Below are 20,025 nucleotides of genomic sequence, written 5' to 3' on the forward strand. Positions count from 1 at the left end.
GCCCCCCTGGTCGGGAACGAGCGTACGGCACCCCGGTCCGCCACCGGGCGGGCGCCACGGCCGGTTCCTGACGGCACCTCACAACGGCGGATGGGCGGCCTCACGACCGGAACCACCACCGGCTGCTCTCCCGCGCCAGGGCGTCCCACAGGAGGTTGAGGGGGTGGCCGGGGGCACAGGAGCCGCGCTCCCCGCGGCGGGTGAACACCCCGACCAGCACCTCGGTCCGGGGACCCGCCTCGCCGACCAGCTCCAGGGTGCGCAGTCCGCCGGCTTCCGGGAGACGGCCGTCCGCGGCTGCCTCCCCGATACCCCGGGTGACCAGCATCGCCCCGCTCACCACCCCGGACCGCAGCAGCTCGAAGCCGTAGTGGGCGGCCTCGATCTCGGCCGCTATGGACAGCTTCTGCCCGTAATCCGGGCCGTACCACGAGGTCAGGAAGCGGTCTATCAGGCCGCGCGCCGAGACGACCAGGGGCAGCCCGGGCAGTTCACGGGCGTCGAAGGAGGTCCCGGGGAGCGTCTCCGGACGACCAGGGGCAGCCCGGGCAGTTCACGGGCGTCGAAGGAGGTCCCGGGGAGCGTCTCCGGCGGCAGGTTCGTCAGCAGGGAAAGCCCGCTGCGCCGCCATTCCATGACCTCGTACGGACCAAACAATTCCGCTTCTTCGCCCTCGGTGACGACCACGCTGCCGCAGACCAGATCGAGCTCCTTGGAGCGCAATTTGGCGAAGAGGTCGCCGGTGCGGACATGAGTCACTTTCAGCTCGACATCGTCGCGCCCGAATTCCCCGGTGACGCGTTCCACCGCGTCCAGCAGAAAGCCGAGCGTATAGCGGGTGGTGCCGACGGACAGCGTCCTGCCCAGCCGGCGGCGGGCGTCGCGCACCCCGTCCGACCACTCCCCCAGAGTGCGCCGCGCCAGCTCCACCAGCGCCTCGCCGGTCGCGGTGAACAGGGCGTCCTTGCCGCGCCCCTGCTTGAGGACCAACTCCTCGCCGCACAGCCCGGAGAAGGTGCGGTTCATGGTGTCCAGCTGCTTTTGCACACTGGACTGTTCCCGGCCCAGCCGGCGCGCGGCACCCAGCGCGGTGCCCGCCTCGTGGACGACGATCAGCGTGCGCAGCTGGTCCATGGTGGTGTCCAGCAACTCCGTCGGGTACTGCCGCGGAACTGACAAAGCCATGCGCCCCTACTCGCCTTCCCATCCCCGGAATTCAGGACGGTGCAGCATAACCCCAGGGGAAAACCGCCCCGGTCACCGCCGGGATCACGGGGGGGTTTCTTCCGGAAAATGCGGGATGCGTTCTCGGTAACCGTCGAATGGTCAAGTAAATCTGCGGTTCGCCGGACGCGCCGGCGCGGGATGATGCGCGGCACCGCCCGCCGGACCGGCCCCGGACGGGCACCGGCCCCGGGCGCGCGCCCGGGGCCTGCCGCCGTATCCGGTCCGCGGGACCGGCCGGCATCCCTACATCCCTGCATCCCGCTACCGGTGTGCGGGGAATTCCACGACCTGCTGGTAGGTCGGCCGGTTCTGCCAGCTGATGGTGTCGTGGGTCAGTCCGCCGACCGCACGGTGGATGATCGCGTCCGCGCACCACTGGTCGCCGGCCTTGCAGCTGCCGTCGCCGGGGTAGACCTGCTCGGCGGTCTTCCCGGTCGCCTGCTGGAGGGTGGCCAGCAGGGTGTCACGGCAGGCGGACAGGTCACCGCCGCCGCAGTACGGCTCCGCGAGCCGGCCCTGCACCGTGTCGCCGAGCACCGCCCGCAGGTCCTTGTCCGCATAGCTCCACCAGCCGTACTGGAAGGCCGAACCGGCGTGCCCCCCGGTCGGACCGTGGCCGGCCGACGGCGATTCGTCGATGCCGAGGTTGGCCCGCAGCGCGTCGTAGAGGTCGCCGCCCAGCCGGGGCTTGAAGACCGCCTCGATCATCAGCGGCCACCAGGCGTCCATCAGCCGCACCGCGTCGGGGTGGGCGTAGGAGTGCGAGCCCGCGGCGGTCTCCCGTCGCTGGGCGCCGTCCTTGCGCCAGGCCTCCAGCTGCTGCACCGCGGTCTTCAGCGCCGGGTCGGTGACAGGCTTGCTGTTGAGGACCCGCAGGAGTTCGGGGAGCACGTCCTCGCCGCGCAGATCGGTGACCGCGGCCTGGGACATGGCGCGGGTCAGCGACGCCCGGGTCACCCCGCCCTCCTTGGTCAGGGCGCGCACCCGGTCGTCCAGCAGATTGCCGCGGTGCACCGAGCCGTTGCCGAAGCCCGCCGAGTCGTAGTCCTTGGCCTGCTTGTTGTTCCAGGAGATGTAGTAGTCCTGGTCGACGGACTGCGGGTGCTGGGCCGGCGGGGTGTAGTCGGTGGTGTTGGTGGCGGGGTCGTAGCCCTTCCACTCGTAGGCGTCGTCCGCCTTGACGGGCAGCGACGGATCGACGTCGGGGTTGCGGACCGGATTGAGGCCGCTGTTGTAGTACGCGATGTCCCGGGAGTCGGCGTAGAACCAGTTGAAGGCGTAGCCGATGTGCCCGGCGGCCTTCTGGAAGGAGGCGGCGTCGGTGACGTAGGACGGGTCGTTGAACATCTGGAAGCCGATGATCGAGTCGGCCTCGTGGCGGTAGGTGGAGCGCTGCGCGGTGTAGGCGACGGGCTTGCCGTCGACGGTGGCGCGGTGCGTGACGATCCCGTACTTCGTCCGGAAGACCTGCATCCGGTAGGAGCCGGCCGCGGTCGGATCGGCGACGGTGGGCTTCCAGGAGTTGGTCCGCTCCAGCTTCTCCATGGGGACGCAGCCGCCGTGGTAGCGGTAGGAGGTGGAGTCCTTGGTGGGCGCGGAGCCGTCCGCGTTGCACAGCTCGACGGCGTAGGTGTCGGTGATGTCCTGGCCGGCGGAGGTGGCGCTCCAGGCGTAGTCCTGCCCGCGGCCGAGCTGGACGTACATCCCCACACCCGCGAAGGAGGCGCCGCGGGCGCTGATGCCGGGCCCCTGGATCTCCTGGAGCATCAGCAGCTGGGGCGCGAAGTAGCCGGTCTGCGGGCCGAAGACGGCCACGGGGTGGCCGCTCGCGGTGTGCTTGCCGGAGACCAGCAGGGCGTTGGACATCCCGCGGTGCTGCGTGGGGTCGAAGCTCCCCTTGGGCAGCACCCCGTCCTTGAAGAGGCCTTCCAGCTTCTTGTACTTCTTCGGGGCCTTGACCGGGTCCCGCGGCGGGGTGCCGCTCTTGACGGTGGCCGCGCCGGTGCGGTCGAAGACCAGCGGCTCGGCGCTGACCGAGCCGCGGTCGGGCAGCACGGTGCCCTTGGCCTTGGCCGGCTTGACCGCGTACGGGAAGCTGCTCCCGTCGTGCAGGGTCTTGGCGGCCTCGGGGTCGTTGCGCTCCCGGAAGGACTCCCAGACGGCGGTGCCCTTCTCGACGCCGTACTTCTGCTGGGCGGAGAGCAGCGCGAGGGCCGAGGGGACCTCGCCGCCACCGCCGTTGCCGAACAGCCCGCCGACGACGGAGGCCAGGGCTATCAGGTCGGTGAGCTTGAAGGGCTGGATCTCCCCGGCGTTGGTGATCGCGTCGACATGGCCGGTGAGGACGTACTCACCGGGGAAGTAACGGCCGTTCTTGGACTGTTCGCGGTAGGCGTTGATGCCGTCGACATAGGCCTGGGCGTCCTGCATGGCCAGCTTGCCGCGCTCGCCGTTGTGGTCCTTGATGTAGTCGACCTGCTGTTGCAGATCCTCCTCGGTGTACGGCGCCTGCGGCCAGAACTGCTGCTCCAGGCCCTGGTTGGCGAGCGCGCCACCCGCGAAGGAGGTCAGCTCGCCGCGGCCGATGTGGCGGAAGAGGTCCATCAGCCAGAGCCGGTCCTGGCCCGCGGCGTAGCCGGCGCCGTATTCGGTGCCGTAGCGGGTGGTGCCCTTGATGTGGGGGACACCGGTCTTCTTGTCCCGGGTGATGGTGACGTCGGCGCGGGGTGTGGTGACCTTGCCGACCTGGTCCTGGGGGACGCCGAACGAGGCGTCGTTGAAGAACTGGGTGAGGGTGTCGTCGGTGAGCGACTGATAACCGCTCGCCAGCGCACCGTACGGGGCGAGTTGGTCGGTGGAGTGCTCGGGGTGGGTACCGAACAGCTTGTTGCCGAGGATCTCCACCAAGGTGGCGTTGCCGGTGGCGCCGGGCGGCAGGATGTCGGCGCACTGACCCTGGCAGTAGTCGTCGGCGTCGTGCACGGCCGCGGCCGCGGTGGGGGGCGGTGCCAAGAACGTGGCACCCAAGGCGAACAGGGCCGCCGCGGCGGCGGTCCTGAGCCTTCCGGTACGTCGTCGCATTCCTGCTCCTCGATGGGGGTCCCCGGCTCTTCGAGACCTTGGGGGAAGGTGGGCGCGACGTTACCGGCGGTTACCCCAGCCCGGAAGATGAACAACAGTCAACTTTTTGCCTTCTCCCGGGACTTCGGGCCGACGACGACCACCACCGCGTCCCCGGGTTTGGCTCGGCCCCGTACCCCGACCCGCATCCCGACCCGCATCCCTGACCCCACTCCCGGCCGGGGCCCCACACCCCACCGGCCGGCGCCGTGGTCCACCGGTCAGCACCCCACACCCCACCCCACCCAACCGCAAAAAAGTTCGATGGATCCAAGTGGGGGCAGGCTACGTCTCATCAACGTCCAGTCGGATCCTCCCCACGGAGGTGGGAAGAATGGCCGGTTTCAGAGCCCTCGCAGAGCAGGTCCGCAATCCACGTCTCGTCGCGACCCAGCGACGCACCGCGCTGCGCAAGTGCCTTGAACGCTTCGCCCCTTACGGGCATCGGGCGACCTGGCACCATCTGTGCACCCGGGCCGGTATCGCGACCCAGGACCGCGATCCCGATCCGGAGCGGCTGGTGGCCGCGCTGGCGGAGCTTGAGGAGGCCCGTACTCTCTGGCTCGCGTACGAGGAAGAGTTCGCCGCCCGGCGGCGCAAGGAAAAGCACGACGGTATCCGGCAGCCCGGCGCCCTCGACGAGTGGCACCGGCGTACCTGGGGAGGCTGCGACATCGTGCCGTGCCAGTCTCCGCAACGGCACCCCGCGGCACGCCTCGCGGTGGTGCTCCGCAACATGATCGTGGCGATGGAGGCGGGACGCCCGCGCCGCGACTGCCCGGTGTGCGGCGGCACCCGCTTCACCTGGCTCCCCGAGTCCATGAACCACCCGGCGTCCGGGCCGGCCTGCCGGGAGTGCGGGGTGCTCGCGCCGGTGTCCGTGCTCACGCCCGAGGTGCTGATGACCGCGGACCGGGTCCGCGGCCCGGGGGCGTTCGCGGCGGCCTGACCAGGCCGGGCGAAGCCGCACCGGACACAGCGGGAAGGGCCGGGCCCGGGAGTTGTCAGACCCTGCTGCCATCATGAGGGCATGCTTCAGGTCTGTCTCAACGGCCCCCGGACCGCGGCCGATTCCGGAGCCGTACCGATGTCACCGGCCGCCCTCGCCACTGCCGCACGGCAGGCGGTGGCGGCCGGCGCCGAGGATGTCCATGTCCATCCGAAGACCCCGTGCGGCCAGGATTCGCTCGCCCCGCGGGTGGTGGCCGCCGCCCTGGAGGCGATCCGGGCGGTGGTGGACGTCCCGGTCGGGGTGACGACCGGCGCCTGGGCCGAGCCGGATCCCGAGCGCCGGCCGGCGCGGATCAGATCCTGGACGGTGCTGCCCGATCACGCGTCGGTGAACTGGCACGAGCCGGGTGCCGATGCGCTTGCCGCGGCCCTGATGGAGCGCGGCGTCGGCATCGAGGCCGGCATCTGGGCGGGCACCGCCGCCGCCGGGCTGTTCGCCCGCTCCCCGCTCGCGCCCAAGGTGCTGCGGGTGCTGGCCGAAGTGATCGGCACCGACGTCGGTCATCCCCCGGACGCCGCGCGCGAACTGCTGGCCGCGTTGGCCGGCGCCGCGCCCGGCCGCCCGGTGCTGCTCCATGGGATGGACGACGGGGCCTGGCCAGTGCTGCGGCTGGCCGGTGAGCTGGGCCTGGACACCCGGATCGGCCTGGAGGACACCCTCCTGCTGCCCGACGGCCGACCGGCCCGCGACAACGCCGAGCTGATATGCGCCGCGGCCACCGCGCTGAGCGGCCGCCCTCCCCACGGCGCACGAACCATCGGTTCCTGAACCACCCGTTCCTGATCCACCGGTTCATATCCGGCCTTTACGCGCCGACCCGGAAACTGAAACAACTGTGCACGGGCTGACCACCCGCACCGGCATCGCGCCCGGCGGGCACCGGCCCTGCCCGTACGGCACCAGGCCGCACGGACCCCTCCCCCATGCCTCAAGGGCATGGGAGGTACCCCAGGAGAAGGTGGACCTCCATGGCCGAACTGCACGATCTGACCGCGCTCGAACAGGCCGAGGGAATCCGGTCCGGTGACATCTCCCCCGTGGAGCTCACCGAGCACTATCTGACGCGGATCGAGCGGCTCGACGACACACTCGGTGCGTTCCTCACCCGTACCCCGGAGATCGCCCGCAAGCAGGCCTCGGAGGCGGAGAGCGAGGCCGCCGCGGCCCGCCGCGAGGGCCGCGAACTCCCCCCGCTGTACGGCGTCCCCGTCCCGGTGAAGGACCTCAACCAGGTCGCCGGGGTGCGCTGCACGATGGGTTCCCGGGCGCTGGCCGACAATGTGCCGGTGCTCGACGACCATGTGGTCACCAAGCTGCGGACGGGCGGCACGATCCTGCTCGGCAAGACCAACACCCCCGAATTCGGACTGCCCTGCTACACCGAGAACGACCTCGCGCCGCCCGCCCGTACCCCCTGGGACCCGGCGCGCTCGGCGGGCGGCTCCAGCGGCGGCGCCGCCGCGGCCGTGGCCGGCGGACTGGCGCCGCTCGCGCATGCCAGCGACGGCGGCGGCTCGATCCGCATTCCGGCGTCCGTCTGCGGGCTGTTCGGCATCAAGCCCAGCCGGGGCCGGATCAGCGGCGGCCCCCTGCTGCACGACGTCTCCGGCCTGGCCACGTCGGGCCCGCTGGCTCGTACGGTCGCCGACGCGGCCACTCTGCTGGACGTCCTGGCGGGCCCCATGCCCGGCGACCCGTTCGCGGCGCCGTCGCTGCCGCCGGGCGAGACCTTCGCCGCGCACGCCCGCCGCGACCCGGGACGGCTACGGATCGCCTGCCTCATCGAGCCGCCCGTCCCCGGTGTCGAGGTCCACGCCGACTGCCGCACCGCCGCCACCGACACCGCCTCGCTGCTGTCCGGACTCGGCCATGAGGTCGAGGAGTTGTCGCTGCCGGCCGACGACAGCATCCTCCTCGCCTTCACCCGCGTCTGGTCGGTGCTGGCCGCGAGCCGCCCGGTGCCGCCGGGGGGCGAGGAGCTGCTGATGCCGCTCACCCGCCATCTGCGGGCCCGCGGCGGCGAGGTCTCCGGCACGGAATTCGCCCGCTCGCTGTATGCCTTCCGGATGCTCGCCCAGTCCCTCGCGGACGGGCTGATGCCGCCGGGCGGCTATGACGTGATCCTCTCGCCGACCGTGGCCGCGCCTCCGGCAGCGGTCGGCGCACTGCGCAACGACGCCGATCCACAGGCCGAGTTCGCCGCCATCGGTGCCTTCACCCCGTTCACCGCGATCTACAACGCCACCGGCCAGCCCGCGGTGAGCGTCCCGCTCCAGTGGAATGCCGAGGGCCTGCCGATCGGGGTGATGCTGGCCGGCCGGTACGGCGACGAGGCCACCTTGATCGCGCTCTCCGCCCAGCTGGAACAGGCCCGCCCCTGGGCGGGCCGCAAGCCGGCCATGTGGTGACACCCGGGAGTGTGCGTCCGCCCCGCGCCGGGGCGGACGCACACCCGCTCACCGCTCGTCCGGACAGCATCCCGGCGCGCCCCGGCCACCCGGCGTTCCGCTCGGCCGCCCGCCCCCGCCCTGCGGATCGCCGGCGCGCCGCTGTGCCCCCTCCGGGTCCTGGGCGCTCCGGTCGACCCGCAGCCGGCGCGCGCCGGGCCCCTGCTCTCCGAGGTTGTCGTACGGATTGGACAGCGCGCAGGTCTCCAGCGAGAGACAGCCGCAGCCGATGCAGTCGGTCAACCGGTCGCGCAGTTCCACGAGTTGGGTGATCCGCTCGTCCAGCTCGGAACGCCAGCCCTCGGAGAGCCGGGCCCAGTCGGCGCGGTTGGGGGTGCGCTCGTCGGGCAGCTCCGCCAGTGCGTCACGGATCACCGCGAGCGGAATCCCGACCCGCTGCGCCGCCCGCACGAACGCCACCCGGCGCAGCGCGTCACGGGAGTAGCGGCGCTGGTTGCCCGCCGTCCGGGTACTGCTGATCAGCCCCTTGGACTCGTAGAAGTGCAGCGCGGAGACCGCGGCGCCGCTCCGCGCGGAGAGCTGGCCGACGGAGAGCTCATGAACCTGGTACGGAAGCTGGGGCACGGTTCCAGCCTAGGCCGTGTCCGTAAAACCCCTCGTCAGAGCCCCTCACCAAAGCTCCTCGTCGAAGCCCCTGGTCCGGCCGCTGGGTGGGCCGGTCCCGGGACGTGGCGGACACGGCCCGGGACATGTCCGGTGATCCCCAGGCGTTGACAGCGGGTGCCCGTACTCCGCATGCTGAGCAAGCGCTTAGTATGTGCCGGCCGGTCGTCGGCGGCGGATGGATCCCGAGGAGGCAGACGGAGATGGCACAGCCCCGAGTGTTCGGATCGCTCGACGAACTGCGGGCCGCGGTCGGTGAGGACCTGGGCACCAGCGACTGGCTGGAGATCGACCAGAAGCGGATCGACCTGTTCGCGGACGCCACCGGCGATCACCAGTGGATCCATGTGGACCCGGAGAAGGCGGCGGCCGGCCCCTTCGGCACCACCATCGCGCACGGCTATCTGACGCTGTCGCTGCTGCCCGCCCTCGTCCCGCAGCTGATGCGGGTCGAGAACGTGACGATGGGCATCAACTACGGCAGCAACAAAGTGCGCTTCCCCGCGACCGTCCCGGTCGGCTCCCGGCTGCGCGCCACGGGCCGGATCGCGGAGGTGGCCGAGGTGTCCGGCGGCGTCCAGCTCACCACGGTCGTGACCGTCGAACGCGAGGGCGGCGACAAGCCCGTGTGCGTCGCGGAAACGGTCAGCCGCTTCTACCTGTAGACCGGCCGGCGCCCCGCGCCCCGGACCAGGCCCCGACGGGCCGGTTCCGGGGCGGCGCCCCGGCCGGCCGCGCCACCCACTCCTCCACCTCGCGGGCCTCCTTCTCCGGTCCGCCCGATGATCGGGCGAATTGGCTCACCCGCGTAGTGACCTGCGCAGCAGAAGGCCGCCGATGCCCACCAGAGCAGGAAAGCCGCTCTTCGGCATGGCCGCGGTGCCTGTCACACCGACGGCGGTCAGCACGGCGCCCGCCGCGCGCTGGGCGGGGATGTCCTGGTGCTCCTCCGCGGACCGCAGCAATCGGCCGCCCATCCACAGGGCGGGCGCGGCGGCCATGAACCAGAAGGCGGCGGCGCGATCGCCCCGGCCGGGCACGGAGTTGACGAGGCTTCCGTGCGCCATGTCGGCGAACACATCGCGGTAGACCACCGCACCGATGGCACCGTGACCGATGCCGACAACCTGGAGCCAGAATCCGGCTGAACGTCGCTTCATGGCCATATCGTACGAGCACCCCTGGGCGCACCCGGACGGTGGCCCGACCCGCAGAGCCGCGTCGGCAGAGAGCAAGTGATCGCGCTGGGTGGGGCCGTGGAGGAGAACTCCGCTCACCGACCCGAACGAAAGCCTCTAATGGCTGCCCCGGTCCGGCGCCCCCACCATCCGCAGGACGAGATCGGCGTAGAGGGTGCCGACCTCGTCCGGCGTGCGCGGGCCGTCGGCCGTGAACCAGCGGGCGACGTCCACGCACAGCGACAGCACCGCGAGGGTGGTACCCGGGACGTCGTCGGCCCGGAACTCCCCGCTGTCCGCGCCGTCCTGGATGATCTGCCGCAGCAGCCGGTCGGTCTTGCGGCGCAGACCGGTGATCTCGGTGTAGTGCTCGGGGCTCAGCGCCTGGAGCTCGTACTGGATGACCCGGGCGGTGGTGTGGTGCTCGGCGTGCCAGCGGGCGAAGGTGCGCACGGCGTCGCGCAGCCGCTCGGTGGCGCTGCCCCCGGCCTCGGCGGCGGCGCCCATGATGCGCAGCGCCTTTTCGTGGCCGATGCCGCTGATCCGGTAGAGCAGCTCTTCCTTCGTCTTGTAGTGGATGTAGAGCGCGGCCGGGCTCATACCGGCCCGGCCGGCGATGTCACGGGTGGTGGTCGCGTGGTAGCCGCGCTCCGCGAAGGCCTCGACGGCGGCACCGACCAGCCGTCGCGCGGCGTCCGGGGTCACCCCGGCCCATTCCTCGTTCTCCTCTTCGGCCCGTTCTGCCGCCGCACCCATCGCGCTCCCCGCTCCTCGATCCACCAGGGACCCTCCACTGACGGATCGAACACCATATCGCGCCGCTGAGCAAGCGCTTAGGGTCCGGCGGGTGCAGGCGGGGCGGTTGCTGAGCACTGCTAGTTTTCACCGGACGGCCTCTACCATGTGCGTCATGGCCCGACCCCGCAAGCCCCTGCTGAGCCGCGAGCGCATCGTCTCCGCCGCGCTGGCGCTCGTCGACTCCGAGGGGCTGGCGGCGCTCTCCACCCGGCGGCTGGCGGCGGAGCTGGGGGTGAGCGGGCCGTCCCTCTACCACCACTTCACGACCAAGGACGAGATCCTCGACGCGGTGGCCGACACGATCATCGCCGAGGTCGATGTGTCGGCGCTGGAGACGGGCGGGGACTGGCGCGCCGGGCTGCTCGGCTGGGCCCGCTCCTACCGCGCGGCGCTCGCCGCCCATCCGCACATCGTGCCGTTCCTCGCCCAGGGGCCCGGCCGCCGCCCCGCCGGGCTGAAGATGGCCGACGCGGCATTCGGCGGCATGGTCGAGGCGGGCTGGCCGCCCGCCCAGGCCACCCGGGTCTGTGCGATGGTCCGCTACTTCGTCGCCGGCTCCGCGCTGGGCTCGTTCGCCCGCGGTTTCGTCGACGACCCGAGCGCCTACGACCCCGCCGACTATCCGCATCTGGGCCAGGCCCATCTGCTGGCGGAGCATCAACGGCAGGTGGACGAGGGCGCGTTCGAGACCGGGCTGCAAGCACTGGTGGACGGATTGGCGCTGCAATTCCCTGCGCGGTCCACCAAGGGATGACTACCGTAAGTGTTCTGGCCATTACGGGAATCGGCCGGTTGTGGAGGAGGTCCCATGCCGCCGCGAAGGGTCGTCACCGGACGGAGCAAGGAGCCGCGCAAGCGGTTCGCGGAGGAACTGCGCTTACTGCGTGCACAGAAGGGCGACAGCCTGCGGAAGCTCGGTGAGGTGCTGGGCTGGGACGCATCGCTGTTCGGGAAGATGGAGAGCGGGAAGACCATCGGCAGCCCGGAGGTGGTGGAAGCGCTCGCCCAGCACTACGGGACGGAGGAATGGCTGCTGACGCTGTGGGAGTTGGCGGTGGGGGATCCTACGCAGTTCAAGGAGCAGTACCGCCGCTATATGTCGCTGGAGCGGGAAGCGATGAGCCTGTGGCAGTACTCCGTGAGGAGGCCGCCGGGGCTGCTTCAGACGGCTGCGTACGCACGCGAAGCGCTTGCGGCGGGCGGCCACAGAGGCAAAGAGCTGGACGAGCAGGTGGACGCGCGGGTGGACCGGCGGAATCTGCTGGAGGGCGACGACCCACCGCCGTTCCGCGTCATCCTCTGCGAAGCCGTGCTGCGGAACTCGCTGCGCAATCCGCTGGAGTGGCGGGAGCAGTTGCAGCACCTGGTGGACGCGTCGGAGCGCCCGAACATCACGCTTCATGTGCTGCCGTTCGGCACTGGCCTGCATGGCCTGGACAGCACGGATGTGATGTTCCTGCGGCTGCTGGACGGCAGTACCGTGGCGTACGTCGAGACCGACGTACGCGGGGAACTGATCGAAGAAAACCACAGGGTTGAGCGTTTGCAGCGCAGATATGATGCGGTGCGCGACTTGGCGTTGTCCCCGGCCGAGTCGCAGAAGTTCATCACGCGATTGTTGGAGGAAATGCCGTGCGAGCCATCGACCTGAGCAGCGCGACGTGGCGTAAGAGCTCCTACAGCAACTCGGACGGCGGCAACTGCATCGAAGTCTCCGACGACTTCCTCACCGCCGCCAACTGGCGCAAGAGCAGCTACAGCAACTCCAACGGCGGCGAGTGCATCGAGATAGCCGACAACCTCCCCGCCCTCGTCCCCGTACGTGACAGCAAGAACCCCCAAGGGCCCGCGCTCGTCTTCAGCGCCACCGCCTGGGGGTCCTTCGTTGCCGCCGTGAAGAACAGCGCCGTCTAGAAGACGACCAGCGCCCGCCCGCCCTTGCCCGCCAGCATCGCGTCGAACGCGGCCGGGATGCCGTCGAGGCCGATCCGCTCGGTGACCAGCGCGGAGAGATCGAGCGCGCCGGAGCGGACGTGGCCGGCGATGACGGGGAGATCGCGGGCGGGGTCGCTGTTGCCGTAGACACAGCCGGAGAGCGTCCGGCCGAAGTAGAAGAGCTCCAGGGCGGAGAAGGTCACCTGCTGCTCCTGGCCGCCGATGCCGACGACCGTCGTACGGCCGCCGCGGCGGGTCGCCGACCAGGCGGTGCGGATGGTCTCGGCGCGGCCCACGCACTCGATGGCGACATCGGCACCGACGCCCCCGGTGAGCTTGCGGATCCGCTTGGCGCCCTCCTTCTCGAAGAACGCGGCGTCCCCGGCCACCACGAACTCGGTGGCGCCGGCCGCGCGGGCCAGCTCCTCCTTCGCCGGCGAGACGTCCACGGCCACGATCGGACCGGCACCCGCGATCCGCGCCGCCTGGAGCGTGGCCAGGCCCACCCCGCCGACGCCGAAGACCACGACCGACTCCCCCGCCCGCACCCGGGCGCTGTGGTGGACCGCGCCCCAGCCGGTGAGCACCGCGCAGCCGAGCAGTGCGGCGTCGGCGAGCGGTACCCCGTCCGGCAGCGGCAGCGCGGCCCGCGCGGGCACCACGGTCTCCTCGGCGAACGCGGCGGTGCCCAGGCCGGGGTAGAGCGCGGTGGCGTCGCCGGCGAGGGTGGCGTACGGGGAGTGCGCGGCGAGGCCCGCGTCGGCGCACAGCCAGGGCTCGGCCAGGGAGCAGAAGTGGCAGTCGCCGCAGGACGGCGCCCAGTTGAGGACGACCTGGTCGCCGGGGGCCACCGTGGTCACGTCGGGACCGACGGCGGTCACGGTGCCCGCGCCCTCGTGCCCGAGGACGGCGGGGGCGGGCTGGCGCAGGGTCCCGTTGGACAGCGACAGATCGGAGTGGCACACGCCGGCGGCGGCGAGCTTGATCCGGACCTGGCCGGGGCCGGGTGCGGGCAGGTCGATCTCGGTGACCTGGAGCGGGGCGTTGACGGCGGACAGTACGGCGGCGCGGACCACTGGATCTCCTCGGTGCGGGAGGACGGGGCAAGGGGCTGTCGGGCTGCGGGAGGCGGGGGCCTCCCGCAGCCCGGCCGGTCAGAACTGGAGCGACTTGGTCTGGAGATATTCGGCCAGGCCGTGCGGCCCCAGTTCCCGGCCGATGCCGGACTGCTTGTAACCGCCGAACGGGGCGAGGGGGTTGAAGCGGCCGCCGTTGATGTCGACCTGGCCGGTGTCCAGCCGGCGGGCGAACGCGGCCGCCTCGGCGTCGTCACCCGCCCAGACCGCGCCGGCCAGACCGTAGACGGTGCCGTTGGCGATCCGGACGGCGTCGTCCTCGTCCTGGTACTTCAGGATCGTCAGGACCGGGCCGAAGATCTCCTCCTGGGCGATGGTCATCTCCGGGGTGACGTCCGCGAAGACGGTCGGCCGGACGTAATAGCCGGGCCCGTCGACCGGCTCCGGGCCGCCCGCCACGACCCGCGCGCCCTGGGCGATGCCCTGCTCGATGTAGCCGCGGACCCGGCCCTGCTGGCGGGCGTTGACCAGCGGGCCGACCCGCTCGCCGGGCACGTACTTGGCGACCGCGGCGGCCGCCAGCTCGACGGCCTCGGCGTAATGGTCCCGGTGGACCAGCATCCGGGTCCAGGCGCTACAGGTCTGGCCGGAGTTGGCCATCACGTTGGCGACGCCCACGCCGACCGCCTTCGCCAGGTCGGCGCCGGGCAGGATGACATTGGCGGACTTGCCGCCGAGTTCCAGGGCCACCCGCTTGACCGCGGCGCCCGCGAGCGCGCCTATCTGCCTGCCGACGGCCGTCGAGCCGGTGAAGGAGACCAGATCGACCCCGTCGTGTCCGGCGAGGGCCTGCCCGGCGTCCGGGCCGCGGCCGGTGACGAGGTTGAAGACCCCGCCGGGTATCCCGGCCTCGTCGACGCACTCGGCGAACAGCTGCGCCACCAGCGGGGTGTCCTCGGCGGGCTTGAGCACCATCGTGCAGCCGGCCGCGAGGGCCGGGGCGGCCTTGGCGACTATCTGGTGCAGCGGGTAGTTCCAGGGCGTGATCGCGCCCACCACCCCGACCGGTTCGTGCAGCACCGTGGAGTTGCCGATCTTCTCCTCGAAGGCGTGCGTACGGGCGAGTTCGGCGTAGGACGCGCTGACCGCCAGCGGCACCCCGGCGTGCACCGCCGTGCTGAAGGCGAGCGGCGAGCCGAGTTCGGCGGTGATGGTCCCGGCGATCTCCTCGGCGCGCGCCGTGAGCCGGCCGTGCAGCGCGGCCAGCCGGTCCGCGCGCTCCTCGGGCGGGGTGGCGGCCCAGCCCGGCAGGGCGGCGCGGGCGGCGCGTACGGCGGCGTCCACGTCCGCCGCGGAGCCGGCCGGGACGGTGGCGATGACCTGCTCGTCGGCCGGGTTGACGACCTCGATCGTGTCGCTGCCGGCGGCGGGCCGCCAGCTTCCGTCGATGTACATCGCGTCGTGCTGCTTCACGTCGTGGTCCTCCCCTGCCGTCGATGTTCTTCCGGCCTCCAAACTAGCGCCGGTAGTTTTAGCTACGCCAGGGAGCCCGCCGTCACCCGGCCCGGGTGACGGCGGGAACGAGCCTACGGTGCGTCCGAAACGTCCCTTGATGCGGCTAGAGGATGCCGAAGAGCAGCCCCGCCCCCAGGACCACGAGGGAGGTCAGCGCGGCCCATTTGACGGTGAACCTGGTGTGGTCGCCGAACTCGACCTTCGCCATGCCGACGAGGACGTAGACGGCGGGGACCAGCGGGCTGGACATGTGCAGGGCCTGGCCGACGAGGGAGGCCCGGGCGATCTCGACGGGGGCCACGCCGTGGGCGGCACCGGCCTCGGCGAGGATCGGCACGATGCCGAAGTAGAAGCCGTCGTTGGACATGAAGTAGGTCAGCGGGATGCTGAGGACGCCGGTGACGATGCCCATGTGCGGGCCGAGCGCGTCGGGGATGCCGCTGACCAGCCAGCGGGCCATGTGCTCGACCATCCCGGTGCCGGTGAGCACCCCGGTGAAGACGGCGGCGGCGAAGACCATGCCGGAGACGTTGAGGACGTTCTCGGCGTGCGCGGCGATCCGGGCCTTCTGGTCCTTCATGTGCGGGAAGTTGACGGTGAGCGCGAGGGCGGCGCCGAGCAGGAAGAGCACCGGGATCGGCAGCGCCTGCAGGATCAGCAGGGTGAGCAGTGCGACGGTGAGCGCGGCGTTGAACCAGTAGAGCTTGGGGCGCAGCGTGGCACGGTGCGGGTCCAGGGTCTGGAGGCCGTCGTCCGCGTCCCGCGGGCCACCGGCGGACGGCGCGGCGCCGGAACCGGTGCCGGTGCCGGTGCCGCCGGAGGTGCGCGAGCCGCCCGCCGGGACGCCGCCCGCACCGACGGCGCCCGCGCCGACCAGGACCTGCTCGCTCTCCTGCTCGTCCGCGGCCTCGGTCACCACCCGGGTGTCGCCGAGGGTCAGCACGCCCAGCCGCTTGCGCTCGCGCCGGCCGAGGACGTAGGCGAGGGCGAAGACCGCGACCAGGCCGACGGCCAGGGCGGGGATCATCGGGACGAAGATGTCGCCGGCGTCGAGCTTGAGCGCGGTGGCGGCGCGGGCGGTCGGGCCGCCCCAGGGGAGGGTGTTCATCACGCCGTTGGCGGTGGCGGCGACGCCGGTCATGACCACCAGGCTCATCTTCAGCCGCTTGTAGAGCGGGTAGAGCGCCGAGACGGTGATCATGAAGGTGGTGGAGCCGTCACCGTCGAGCGAGACGATCGCGGCGAGCAGCGCCGTGCCGACCACCACGCGGACCGGGTCGGCCTTGCAGAACCTCAGGATGCCGCGGACGACCGGGTCGAAGAGGCCGACATCGATCATCACCCCGAAGTAGATGATGGCGAACATCAGCATCGCGGCCGTGGGGGCCAGGTCGCCGATGCCCTTGAGGACGTAGTCGCCCAGGTGCGCGCCCTGGCCGACCAGGACGCAGAACAGCGCCGGGATCAGCACGAGTGCTGCCATGGGTGACATCTTCTTCATCATGATCAGCACCAGGAAGGTGGCGATCATGACGAATCCGAGGATCGTCAGCATTGGGGGTACCTCACGTTCGCCCTTGAACATCTGCCGGGGGTGGCGGTTGGGCCGACGTTAGGTCCCGCAAACTTTTGTTAACAAGGTCTTGACGCGCGAGCAATACGAGCAAAACCCCAGGTCAATGTGGATCTCCTGGGGTCTGCTGTCCTCACCCCTCCCCCGCATCCACCGCGTCGCCGCCCCCCTACCCCGCGCCCTCGCCGGCATCGCCACCGTCTCCGTCACCGTCGCAGCCGTCGCCCTCGCCGCCGTCGCCCTCGCCGTCCAGATAGCGCGCCAGATAGGCCCGCAGCAGGAGCTTGGTCTCCGCGACGATCGCCGGATCCCCTTCCGGATCCGTACGGAAGGCGAGCTGGAGCAGCGCGTCGGCGGTCTCGACGCCCACCAGGAAGGAGGTGCGCAGCCGCTCGTCGCCGGTGTCCAGGCCGAGCGGTCCGGCGAACAGGGCGAGCAGCCGGTCGGCCACCTCGTAGTTGGCCTGCCGGGCGGCGCGCGGGGCGGGAACGGTGAACTCCACCAGGGCGAAGCCCGGCACCGTCCGCTTCATGGCGAGGTACTCGTCGATGACCACGTCCATCGCCCGGCGCCACCCCGACGACGCATCGGCCGGTGTGGTCAGCCGGGCGGTGATGCGGTCCGCGTAGGCATTGAGATTGCGCCGGGCGAGGGCCTCGGCCATGGCGCGCTTGTTGGGGAAGAAGCGGTAGACGGAGCCGATCGGGACACCGGCGCGGACAGCCACGGAGCGGGTGCTCAGGTTCTCGTACCCGCTCTCCTCCAGGACGTGGGCGCAGGCATCGAGGATCCGGGCCAGGCGCTGGGCGCTGCGCTGCTGGACGGGGGCGCGGCGGAGGGAGCCGGGCGGCGGGACGGAGCGCGGAGTGGGCTGCTGCACCCATCCATCCTGCCCGGCGACCGGGCCGCCGGTGCGCAACCGTGACGTTCCGGCCGCGCGGCCGGGAGTCTCCGTTGACGGCCCCCTGCCGCAATCCTAAGGTCATGCATAGGATTCCTTGAGCGGCGGGAGCACGCGATGGCAGGCACGGACAACGAGCAGGCGCGGAAAGCGGCCGAGGCGCTGGCGTACACCACCGGCTTCGGCAATGAGCACAGCTCGGAGGCCGTCCCGGGTGCGCTGCCGATCGGCCGCAACTCCCCCCAGCGCGCCCCGCTCGGCCTCTACGCCGAGCAGCTGAGCGGCTCGGCGTTCACCGAACCACGCGAGCGCAACCACCGCTCCTGGCTCTACCGCATCCGCCCGTCGGCCGCCCATCCGCCGTTCGTCCGCGCCGCGCAGGGCGCCCTGCGCTCGGCGCCGTTCACCGACTGCGTCCCCGACCCCAACCGGCTGCGCTGGAACCCGCTGCCCGATCCCGCGGGCCCGGCGGACTTCCTCGACGGCCTGTGGACGCTGGGCGGCAACGGCGACGCCACGCAGCGCACCGGCATGGCCGTGCACCTGTACTGCGCCAACACCTCCATGGACCGCCGGGTGTTCAGCTCCGCGGACGGTGAGCTCCTGATCGTCCCGGAGCGCGGCGCGCTGCTGCTGCGCACCGAACTCGGCCTGCTGCGCGCCGAACCGGGCGAGGTCGCCCTCGTCCCGCGCGGTGTCCGCTTCCGCGTCGAGCTGCTGGACGCCGCGTCCGACGGGCAGCACCCGACAGCCCGCGGCTATGTCTGCGAGAACTACGGCCGGCCCTTCCAGCTCCCCGACCTCGGCCCGATCGGCGCCAACGGCCTCGCGAACGCCCGGGACTTCCGCGCGCCGGTCGCCGCCTACGAGGACGTCGAGGGCCCGGTCGAGGTCGTCAACAAGTTCTGCGGCCACCTCTGGACGGCGACCTACGACCACTCACCGCTGGACGTCGTCGCCTGGCACGGCAACCACGTCCCGTACGTCTACGACCTGCGCCGCTTCAACGTCCTCGGCTCGATCAGCTACGACCACCCCGACCCCTCGATCTTCACCGTCCTGACCTCCCCCTCCGACACCCCGGGGCTGGCGGGCGTGGACTTCGTGGTCTTCGCGCCGCGCTGGCTGGTCGGCGAGGACACCTTCCGGCCGCCGTATTTCCACCGCAATGTGATGACCGAGTACATGGGCCTGATCGAGGGGGCCTACGACGCGAAGACGGCCGGAGAAGGGGGGTTCGTGCCCGGCGGTGGCTCGCTGCACAACATGATGTCGGCGCACGGGCCCGACCGGGAGACCTTCGACCGGGCGAGCGCCGCCGAGCTGCAGCCGCAGAAGGTCGACGACGGCCTGGCCTTCATGTTCGAGACCCGCTGGCCGCTGACCCTCACCGAACAGGCCCGGGACGCCGGCCATCTGCAGCACGGCTACGACGACGTATGGCAGGGTCTCCAGCGCCATTTCCGCCCGTGACACCGGGGAAGACCTCGTGACCACCTTCGCTCCCGACTCGCTCGACCTGAACCGCAAGCTGCCGCTGTGGTACCAGGTCTCGCAGTCGCTGCGCGCCTCCATACTCGGCCGCTCCCCCGAGGCGCCGCTGCGCCTGCCCACCGAGGACGCGCTCGCCGCGCACTACGGCGTGAGCGTGCTGACCATGCGCCAGGCCCTCAAGGAGCTGGAGGCGGAGGGCTTGATCAGCCGGCACCGGCGCCGTGGCACCTTCATCGAACCGAGCGCCCAGCGCGGGGCGCCGGTGCGGCTGCTGGGTTCCGTGGACGCGATCGTGGCCCAGCAGTCCGGGATGAGCACCGAGCTGCTGGGCCACGGCCCCACCACCGTGCCGTCCGAACTGTCCGAGCACTTCCCCGGCCTGGCCGAGGTGACAGGCTTCCGCCGGCTGCGCAGCGACGAGGAGACCGGCGAGCCGACCAACCACGCACACAACTACGTACGGCCCGAGGTCGCCGCCCGGATCGACCCGGCGGACCTGACGCGCTGGCCGATGACGAAGGTGCTGCGGGACGCCGTGGGCGTACGGATCAGCCGGATCACCGACACCGTCGAGGCCCGGCTGGCCGACCCGGAGACCGCCCGGCTGCTGCAGATCCCGCTGCTCAGCCCGATCCTGCACTACACGGGTATCACCTACGACGAGGACGGCCGCGCGGTCGATGTGGCCCGGATCCACTACCGTGGCGACCGCTTCTCGTTCACGGTGACGTTGGACGCGTAGCCGCTGGGTGGCTTCCCACGTTGTCGGCTTTCCCGCCGTGCGAGTCTCTCGCCGTTTGTCGCCCGCTTCGCGGTGCGCCCGCCGTTGTGCTTTGCGGCGCCGCCGCACGTTGTCGGCCGGCCCGCCGTGGGTGTTCTCGCCGTTGCGCCTGCGGCGGGCCGGGTGGGTGTTGGGTGCGGTGACGGGCCTCCGGGGCCTGTTGTGTGGACTGCTTCGCTTTACGTCCACACAACAGGCCCCTCCGGCCCGTCCCCTCCCGTGGGGGAGTGAGTGACGGTGAGTGGGGGCGGGCCATCGTTGGTCGTTTCTGTACGCCTGTCAGGCGCGCTGGACCAGCCACGTTCGCTCCCACCGGCCTTCTTCCCACCCCACAACGGGAGGGG

At 71.5% G+C, this 20,025-nt stretch carries 19 protein-coding genes; 9 read left to right on the plus strand and 10 right to left on the minus strand.

Going from position 1 to position 20,025, the window contains the following annotated elements; translation table 11 throughout:
• Positions 1-100: 100 nt before the first annotated feature.
• The 3 genes from EST92_RS32195 to EST92_RS15440 all read right to left on the minus strand — a co-directional run bounded on the left by EST92_RS32195 (position 101) and on the right by EST92_RS15440 (position 4,308).
• Positions 101-328: a hypothetical protein gene (locus EST92_RS32195; RefSeq protein WP_254068826.1), complete on the minus strand. Its 228-nt coding sequence runs from the start codon at positions 326-328 to the stop codon at positions 101-103.
• A 122-nt stretch (positions 329-450) separates the two neighbouring features.
• Entirely contained in the window at positions 451-1,185 is a 735-nt protein-coding gene (locus EST92_RS15435; protein WP_254068827.1) for a LysR family transcriptional regulator, read from the minus strand.
• 303 nt (positions 1,186-1,488) lie between these two features.
• Positions 1,489-4,308: a penicillin acylase family protein gene (locus EST92_RS15440; RefSeq protein WP_129281513.1), complete on the minus strand. Its 2,820-nt coding sequence runs from the start codon at positions 4,306-4,308 to the stop codon at positions 1,489-1,491.
• 373 nt (positions 4,309-4,681) lie between these two features.
• On the opposite strand from EST92_RS15440, the gene EST92_RS15445 reads away from it, so the two are divergent.
• From EST92_RS15445 to EST92_RS15455, 3 genes are all read left to right on the plus strand, one after another.
• The gene (locus EST92_RS15445; protein WP_129251052.1) at positions 4,682-5,296 is read left to right on the plus strand and encodes a hypothetical protein; all 615 of its coding nucleotides are present in this window, start codon (positions 4,682-4,684) and stop codon (positions 5,294-5,296) included.
• Between the two features lie 81 nt (positions 5,297-5,377).
• A complete protein-coding gene (locus EST92_RS15450; protein WP_129281514.1) occupies positions 5,378-6,127 on the plus strand; it encodes a 3-keto-5-aminohexanoate cleavage protein in 750 nt (249 codons plus the stop codon).
• A gap of 200 nt (positions 6,128-6,327) precedes the next feature.
• Positions 6,328-7,767 (plus strand): amidase, encoded by a 1,440-nt coding sequence (locus EST92_RS15455; protein ID WP_129281515.1) that lies wholly within the window; start codon positions 6,328-6,330, stop codon positions 7,765-7,767.
• A gap of 48 nt (positions 7,768-7,815) precedes the next feature.
• Here EST92_RS15455 and soxR read toward each other — a convergent pair whose 3' ends face one another.
• A complete protein-coding gene (gene soxR / locus EST92_RS15460) occupies positions 7,816-8,391 on the minus strand; it encodes a redox-sensitive transcriptional activator SoxR (RefSeq protein ID WP_129281516.1) in 576 nt (191 codons plus the stop codon).
• A gap of 242 nt (positions 8,392-8,633) precedes the next feature.
• Between soxR and EST92_RS15465 the strand changes: the two genes are divergently transcribed.
• Positions 8,634-9,095: a MaoC family dehydratase gene (locus EST92_RS15465; protein ID WP_129251056.1), complete on the plus strand. Its 462-nt coding sequence runs from the start codon at positions 8,634-8,636 to the stop codon at positions 9,093-9,095.
• Positions 9,096-9,230: 135 nt separating this feature from the next.
• Here EST92_RS15465 and EST92_RS15470 read toward each other — a convergent pair whose 3' ends face one another.
• Both EST92_RS15470 and EST92_RS15475 read right to left on the minus strand, forming a co-directional pair.
• Complete coding sequence (locus EST92_RS15470; protein WP_129281517.1) at positions 9,231-9,590, minus strand: DUF6463 family protein; 360 nt, start codon at positions 9,588-9,590, stop codon at positions 9,231-9,233.
• Between the two features lie 135 nt (positions 9,591-9,725).
• Positions 9,726-10,364: a TetR/AcrR family transcriptional regulator gene (locus EST92_RS15475; protein ID WP_129281518.1), complete on the minus strand. Its 639-nt coding sequence runs from the start codon at positions 10,362-10,364 to the stop codon at positions 9,726-9,728.
• A gap of 154 nt (positions 10,365-10,518) precedes the next feature.
• On the opposite strand from EST92_RS15475, the gene EST92_RS15480 reads away from it, so the two are divergent.
• Genes EST92_RS15480 through EST92_RS15490 form a run of 3 tightly spaced genes read left to right on the plus strand, consistent with a single transcriptional unit; the run spans position 10,519 to position 12,320 of the window.
• Entirely contained in the window at positions 10,519-11,160 is a 642-nt protein-coding gene (locus tag EST92_RS15480; RefSeq protein WP_129281519.1) for a TetR/AcrR family transcriptional regulator C-terminal domain-containing protein, read from the plus strand.
• 54 nt (positions 11,161-11,214) lie between these two features.
• On the plus strand, positions 11,215-12,057 hold the full coding sequence (locus EST92_RS15485; RefSeq protein WP_129281520.1) for a helix-turn-helix transcriptional regulator: 843 nt from the start codon (positions 11,215-11,217) through the stop codon (positions 12,055-12,057).
• Positions 12,039-12,320 (plus strand): DUF397 domain-containing protein, encoded by a 282-nt coding sequence (locus tag EST92_RS15490; RefSeq protein WP_129281521.1) that lies wholly within the window; start codon positions 12,039-12,041, stop codon positions 12,318-12,320. Before EST92_RS15485 ends, EST92_RS15490 begins: the two co-directional genes overlap by 19 nt.
• Here EST92_RS15490 and EST92_RS15495 read toward each other — a convergent pair.
• The 4 genes from EST92_RS15495 to EST92_RS15510 all read right to left on the minus strand — a co-directional run bounded on the left by EST92_RS15495 (position 12,317) and on the right by EST92_RS15510 (position 17,385).
• Entirely contained in the window at positions 12,317-13,417 is a 1,101-nt protein-coding gene (locus tag EST92_RS15495) for a Zn-dependent alcohol dehydrogenase (protein WP_129281522.1), read from the minus strand. The two genes, EST92_RS15490 and EST92_RS15495, sit on opposite strands and share 4 nt — an antisense overlap.
• 78 nt (positions 13,418-13,495) lie before the next feature.
• Entirely contained in the window at positions 13,496-14,890 is a 1,395-nt protein-coding gene (locus tag EST92_RS15500) for an aldehyde dehydrogenase family protein (protein WP_129281523.1), read from the minus strand.
• 145 nt (positions 14,891-15,035) lie between these two features.
• Complete coding sequence (locus EST92_RS15505) at positions 15,036-16,487, minus strand: citrate:proton symporter (protein WP_129281524.1); 1,452 nt, start codon at positions 16,485-16,487, stop codon at positions 15,036-15,038.
• Positions 16,488-16,674: 187 nt separating this feature from the next.
• The gene (locus tag EST92_RS15510) at positions 16,675-17,385 is read right to left on the minus strand and encodes a TetR/AcrR family transcriptional regulator (protein ID WP_129281525.1); all 711 of its coding nucleotides are present in this window, start codon (positions 17,383-17,385) and stop codon (positions 16,675-16,677) included.
• A gap of 138 nt (positions 17,386-17,523) precedes the next feature.
• Between EST92_RS15510 and hmgA the strand changes: the two genes are divergently transcribed.
• Both hmgA and EST92_RS15520 read left to right on the plus strand, forming a co-directional pair.
• Complete coding sequence (gene hmgA / locus EST92_RS15515; RefSeq protein ID WP_129281526.1) at positions 17,524-18,879, plus strand: homogentisate 1,2-dioxygenase; 1,356 nt, start codon at positions 17,524-17,526, stop codon at positions 18,877-18,879.
• A gap of 16 nt (positions 18,880-18,895) precedes the next feature.
• Complete coding sequence (locus EST92_RS15520; protein ID WP_129281527.1) at positions 18,896-19,642, plus strand: GntR family transcriptional regulator; 747 nt, start codon at positions 18,896-18,898, stop codon at positions 19,640-19,642.
• Positions 19,643-20,025 lie beyond the last annotated feature (383 nt).

Origin of the sequence: Streptomyces sp. TM32 (genome assembly GCF_004122755.1) — a bacterium.
Taxonomy (GTDB): domain Bacteria; phylum Actinomycetota; class Actinomycetes; order Streptomycetales; family Streptomycetaceae; genus Streptomyces; species Streptomyces sioyaensis.

Excerpts from the sequence above, each read along its gene's own strand:
- EST92_RS32195 (WP_254068826.1), bottom strand. The coding sequence starts at position 328 with ATGCTGGTCACCCGGGGTATCGGGGAGGCAGCCGCGGACGGCCGTCTC.
- EST92_RS15435 (WP_254068827.1), bottom strand. The coding sequence starts at position 1,185 with ATGGCTTTGTCAGTTCCGCGGCAGTACCCGACGGAGTTGCTGGACACC.
- EST92_RS15440 (WP_129281513.1), bottom strand. The coding sequence starts at position 4,308 with ATGCGACGACGTACCGGAAGGCTCAGGACCGCCGCCGCGGCGGCCCTG.
- EST92_RS15445 (WP_129251052.1), top strand. The coding sequence starts at position 4,682 with ATGGCCGGTTTCAGAGCCCTCGCAGAGCAGGTCCGCAATCCACGTCTC.
- EST92_RS15450 (WP_129281514.1), top strand. The coding sequence starts at position 5,378 with ATGCTTCAGGTCTGTCTCAACGGCCCCCGGACCGCGGCCGATTCCGGA.
- EST92_RS15455 (WP_129281515.1), top strand. The coding sequence starts at position 6,328 with ATGGCCGAACTGCACGATCTGACCGCGCTCGAACAGGCCGAGGGAATC.
- EST92_RS15465 (WP_129251056.1), top strand. The coding sequence starts at position 8,634 with ATGGCACAGCCCCGAGTGTTCGGATCGCTCGACGAACTGCGGGCCGCG.
- EST92_RS15470 (WP_129281517.1), bottom strand. The coding sequence starts at position 9,590 with ATGAAGCGACGTTCAGCCGGATTCTGGCTCCAGGTTGTCGGCATCGGT.
- EST92_RS15475 (WP_129281518.1), bottom strand. The coding sequence starts at position 10,364 with ATGGGTGCGGCGGCAGAACGGGCCGAAGAGGAGAACGAGGAATGGGCC.
- EST92_RS15480 (WP_129281519.1), top strand. The coding sequence starts at position 10,519 with ATGGCCCGACCCCGCAAGCCCCTGCTGAGCCGCGAGCGCATCGTCTCC.
- EST92_RS15485 (WP_129281520.1), top strand. The coding sequence starts at position 11,215 with ATGCCGCCGCGAAGGGTCGTCACCGGACGGAGCAAGGAGCCGCGCAAG.
- EST92_RS15505 (WP_129281524.1), bottom strand. The coding sequence starts at position 16,487 with ATGCTGACGATCCTCGGATTCGTCATGATCGCCACCTTCCTGGTGCTG.
- hmgA (WP_129281526.1), top strand. The coding sequence starts at position 17,524 with ATGGCAGGCACGGACAACGAGCAGGCGCGGAAAGCGGCCGAGGCGCTG.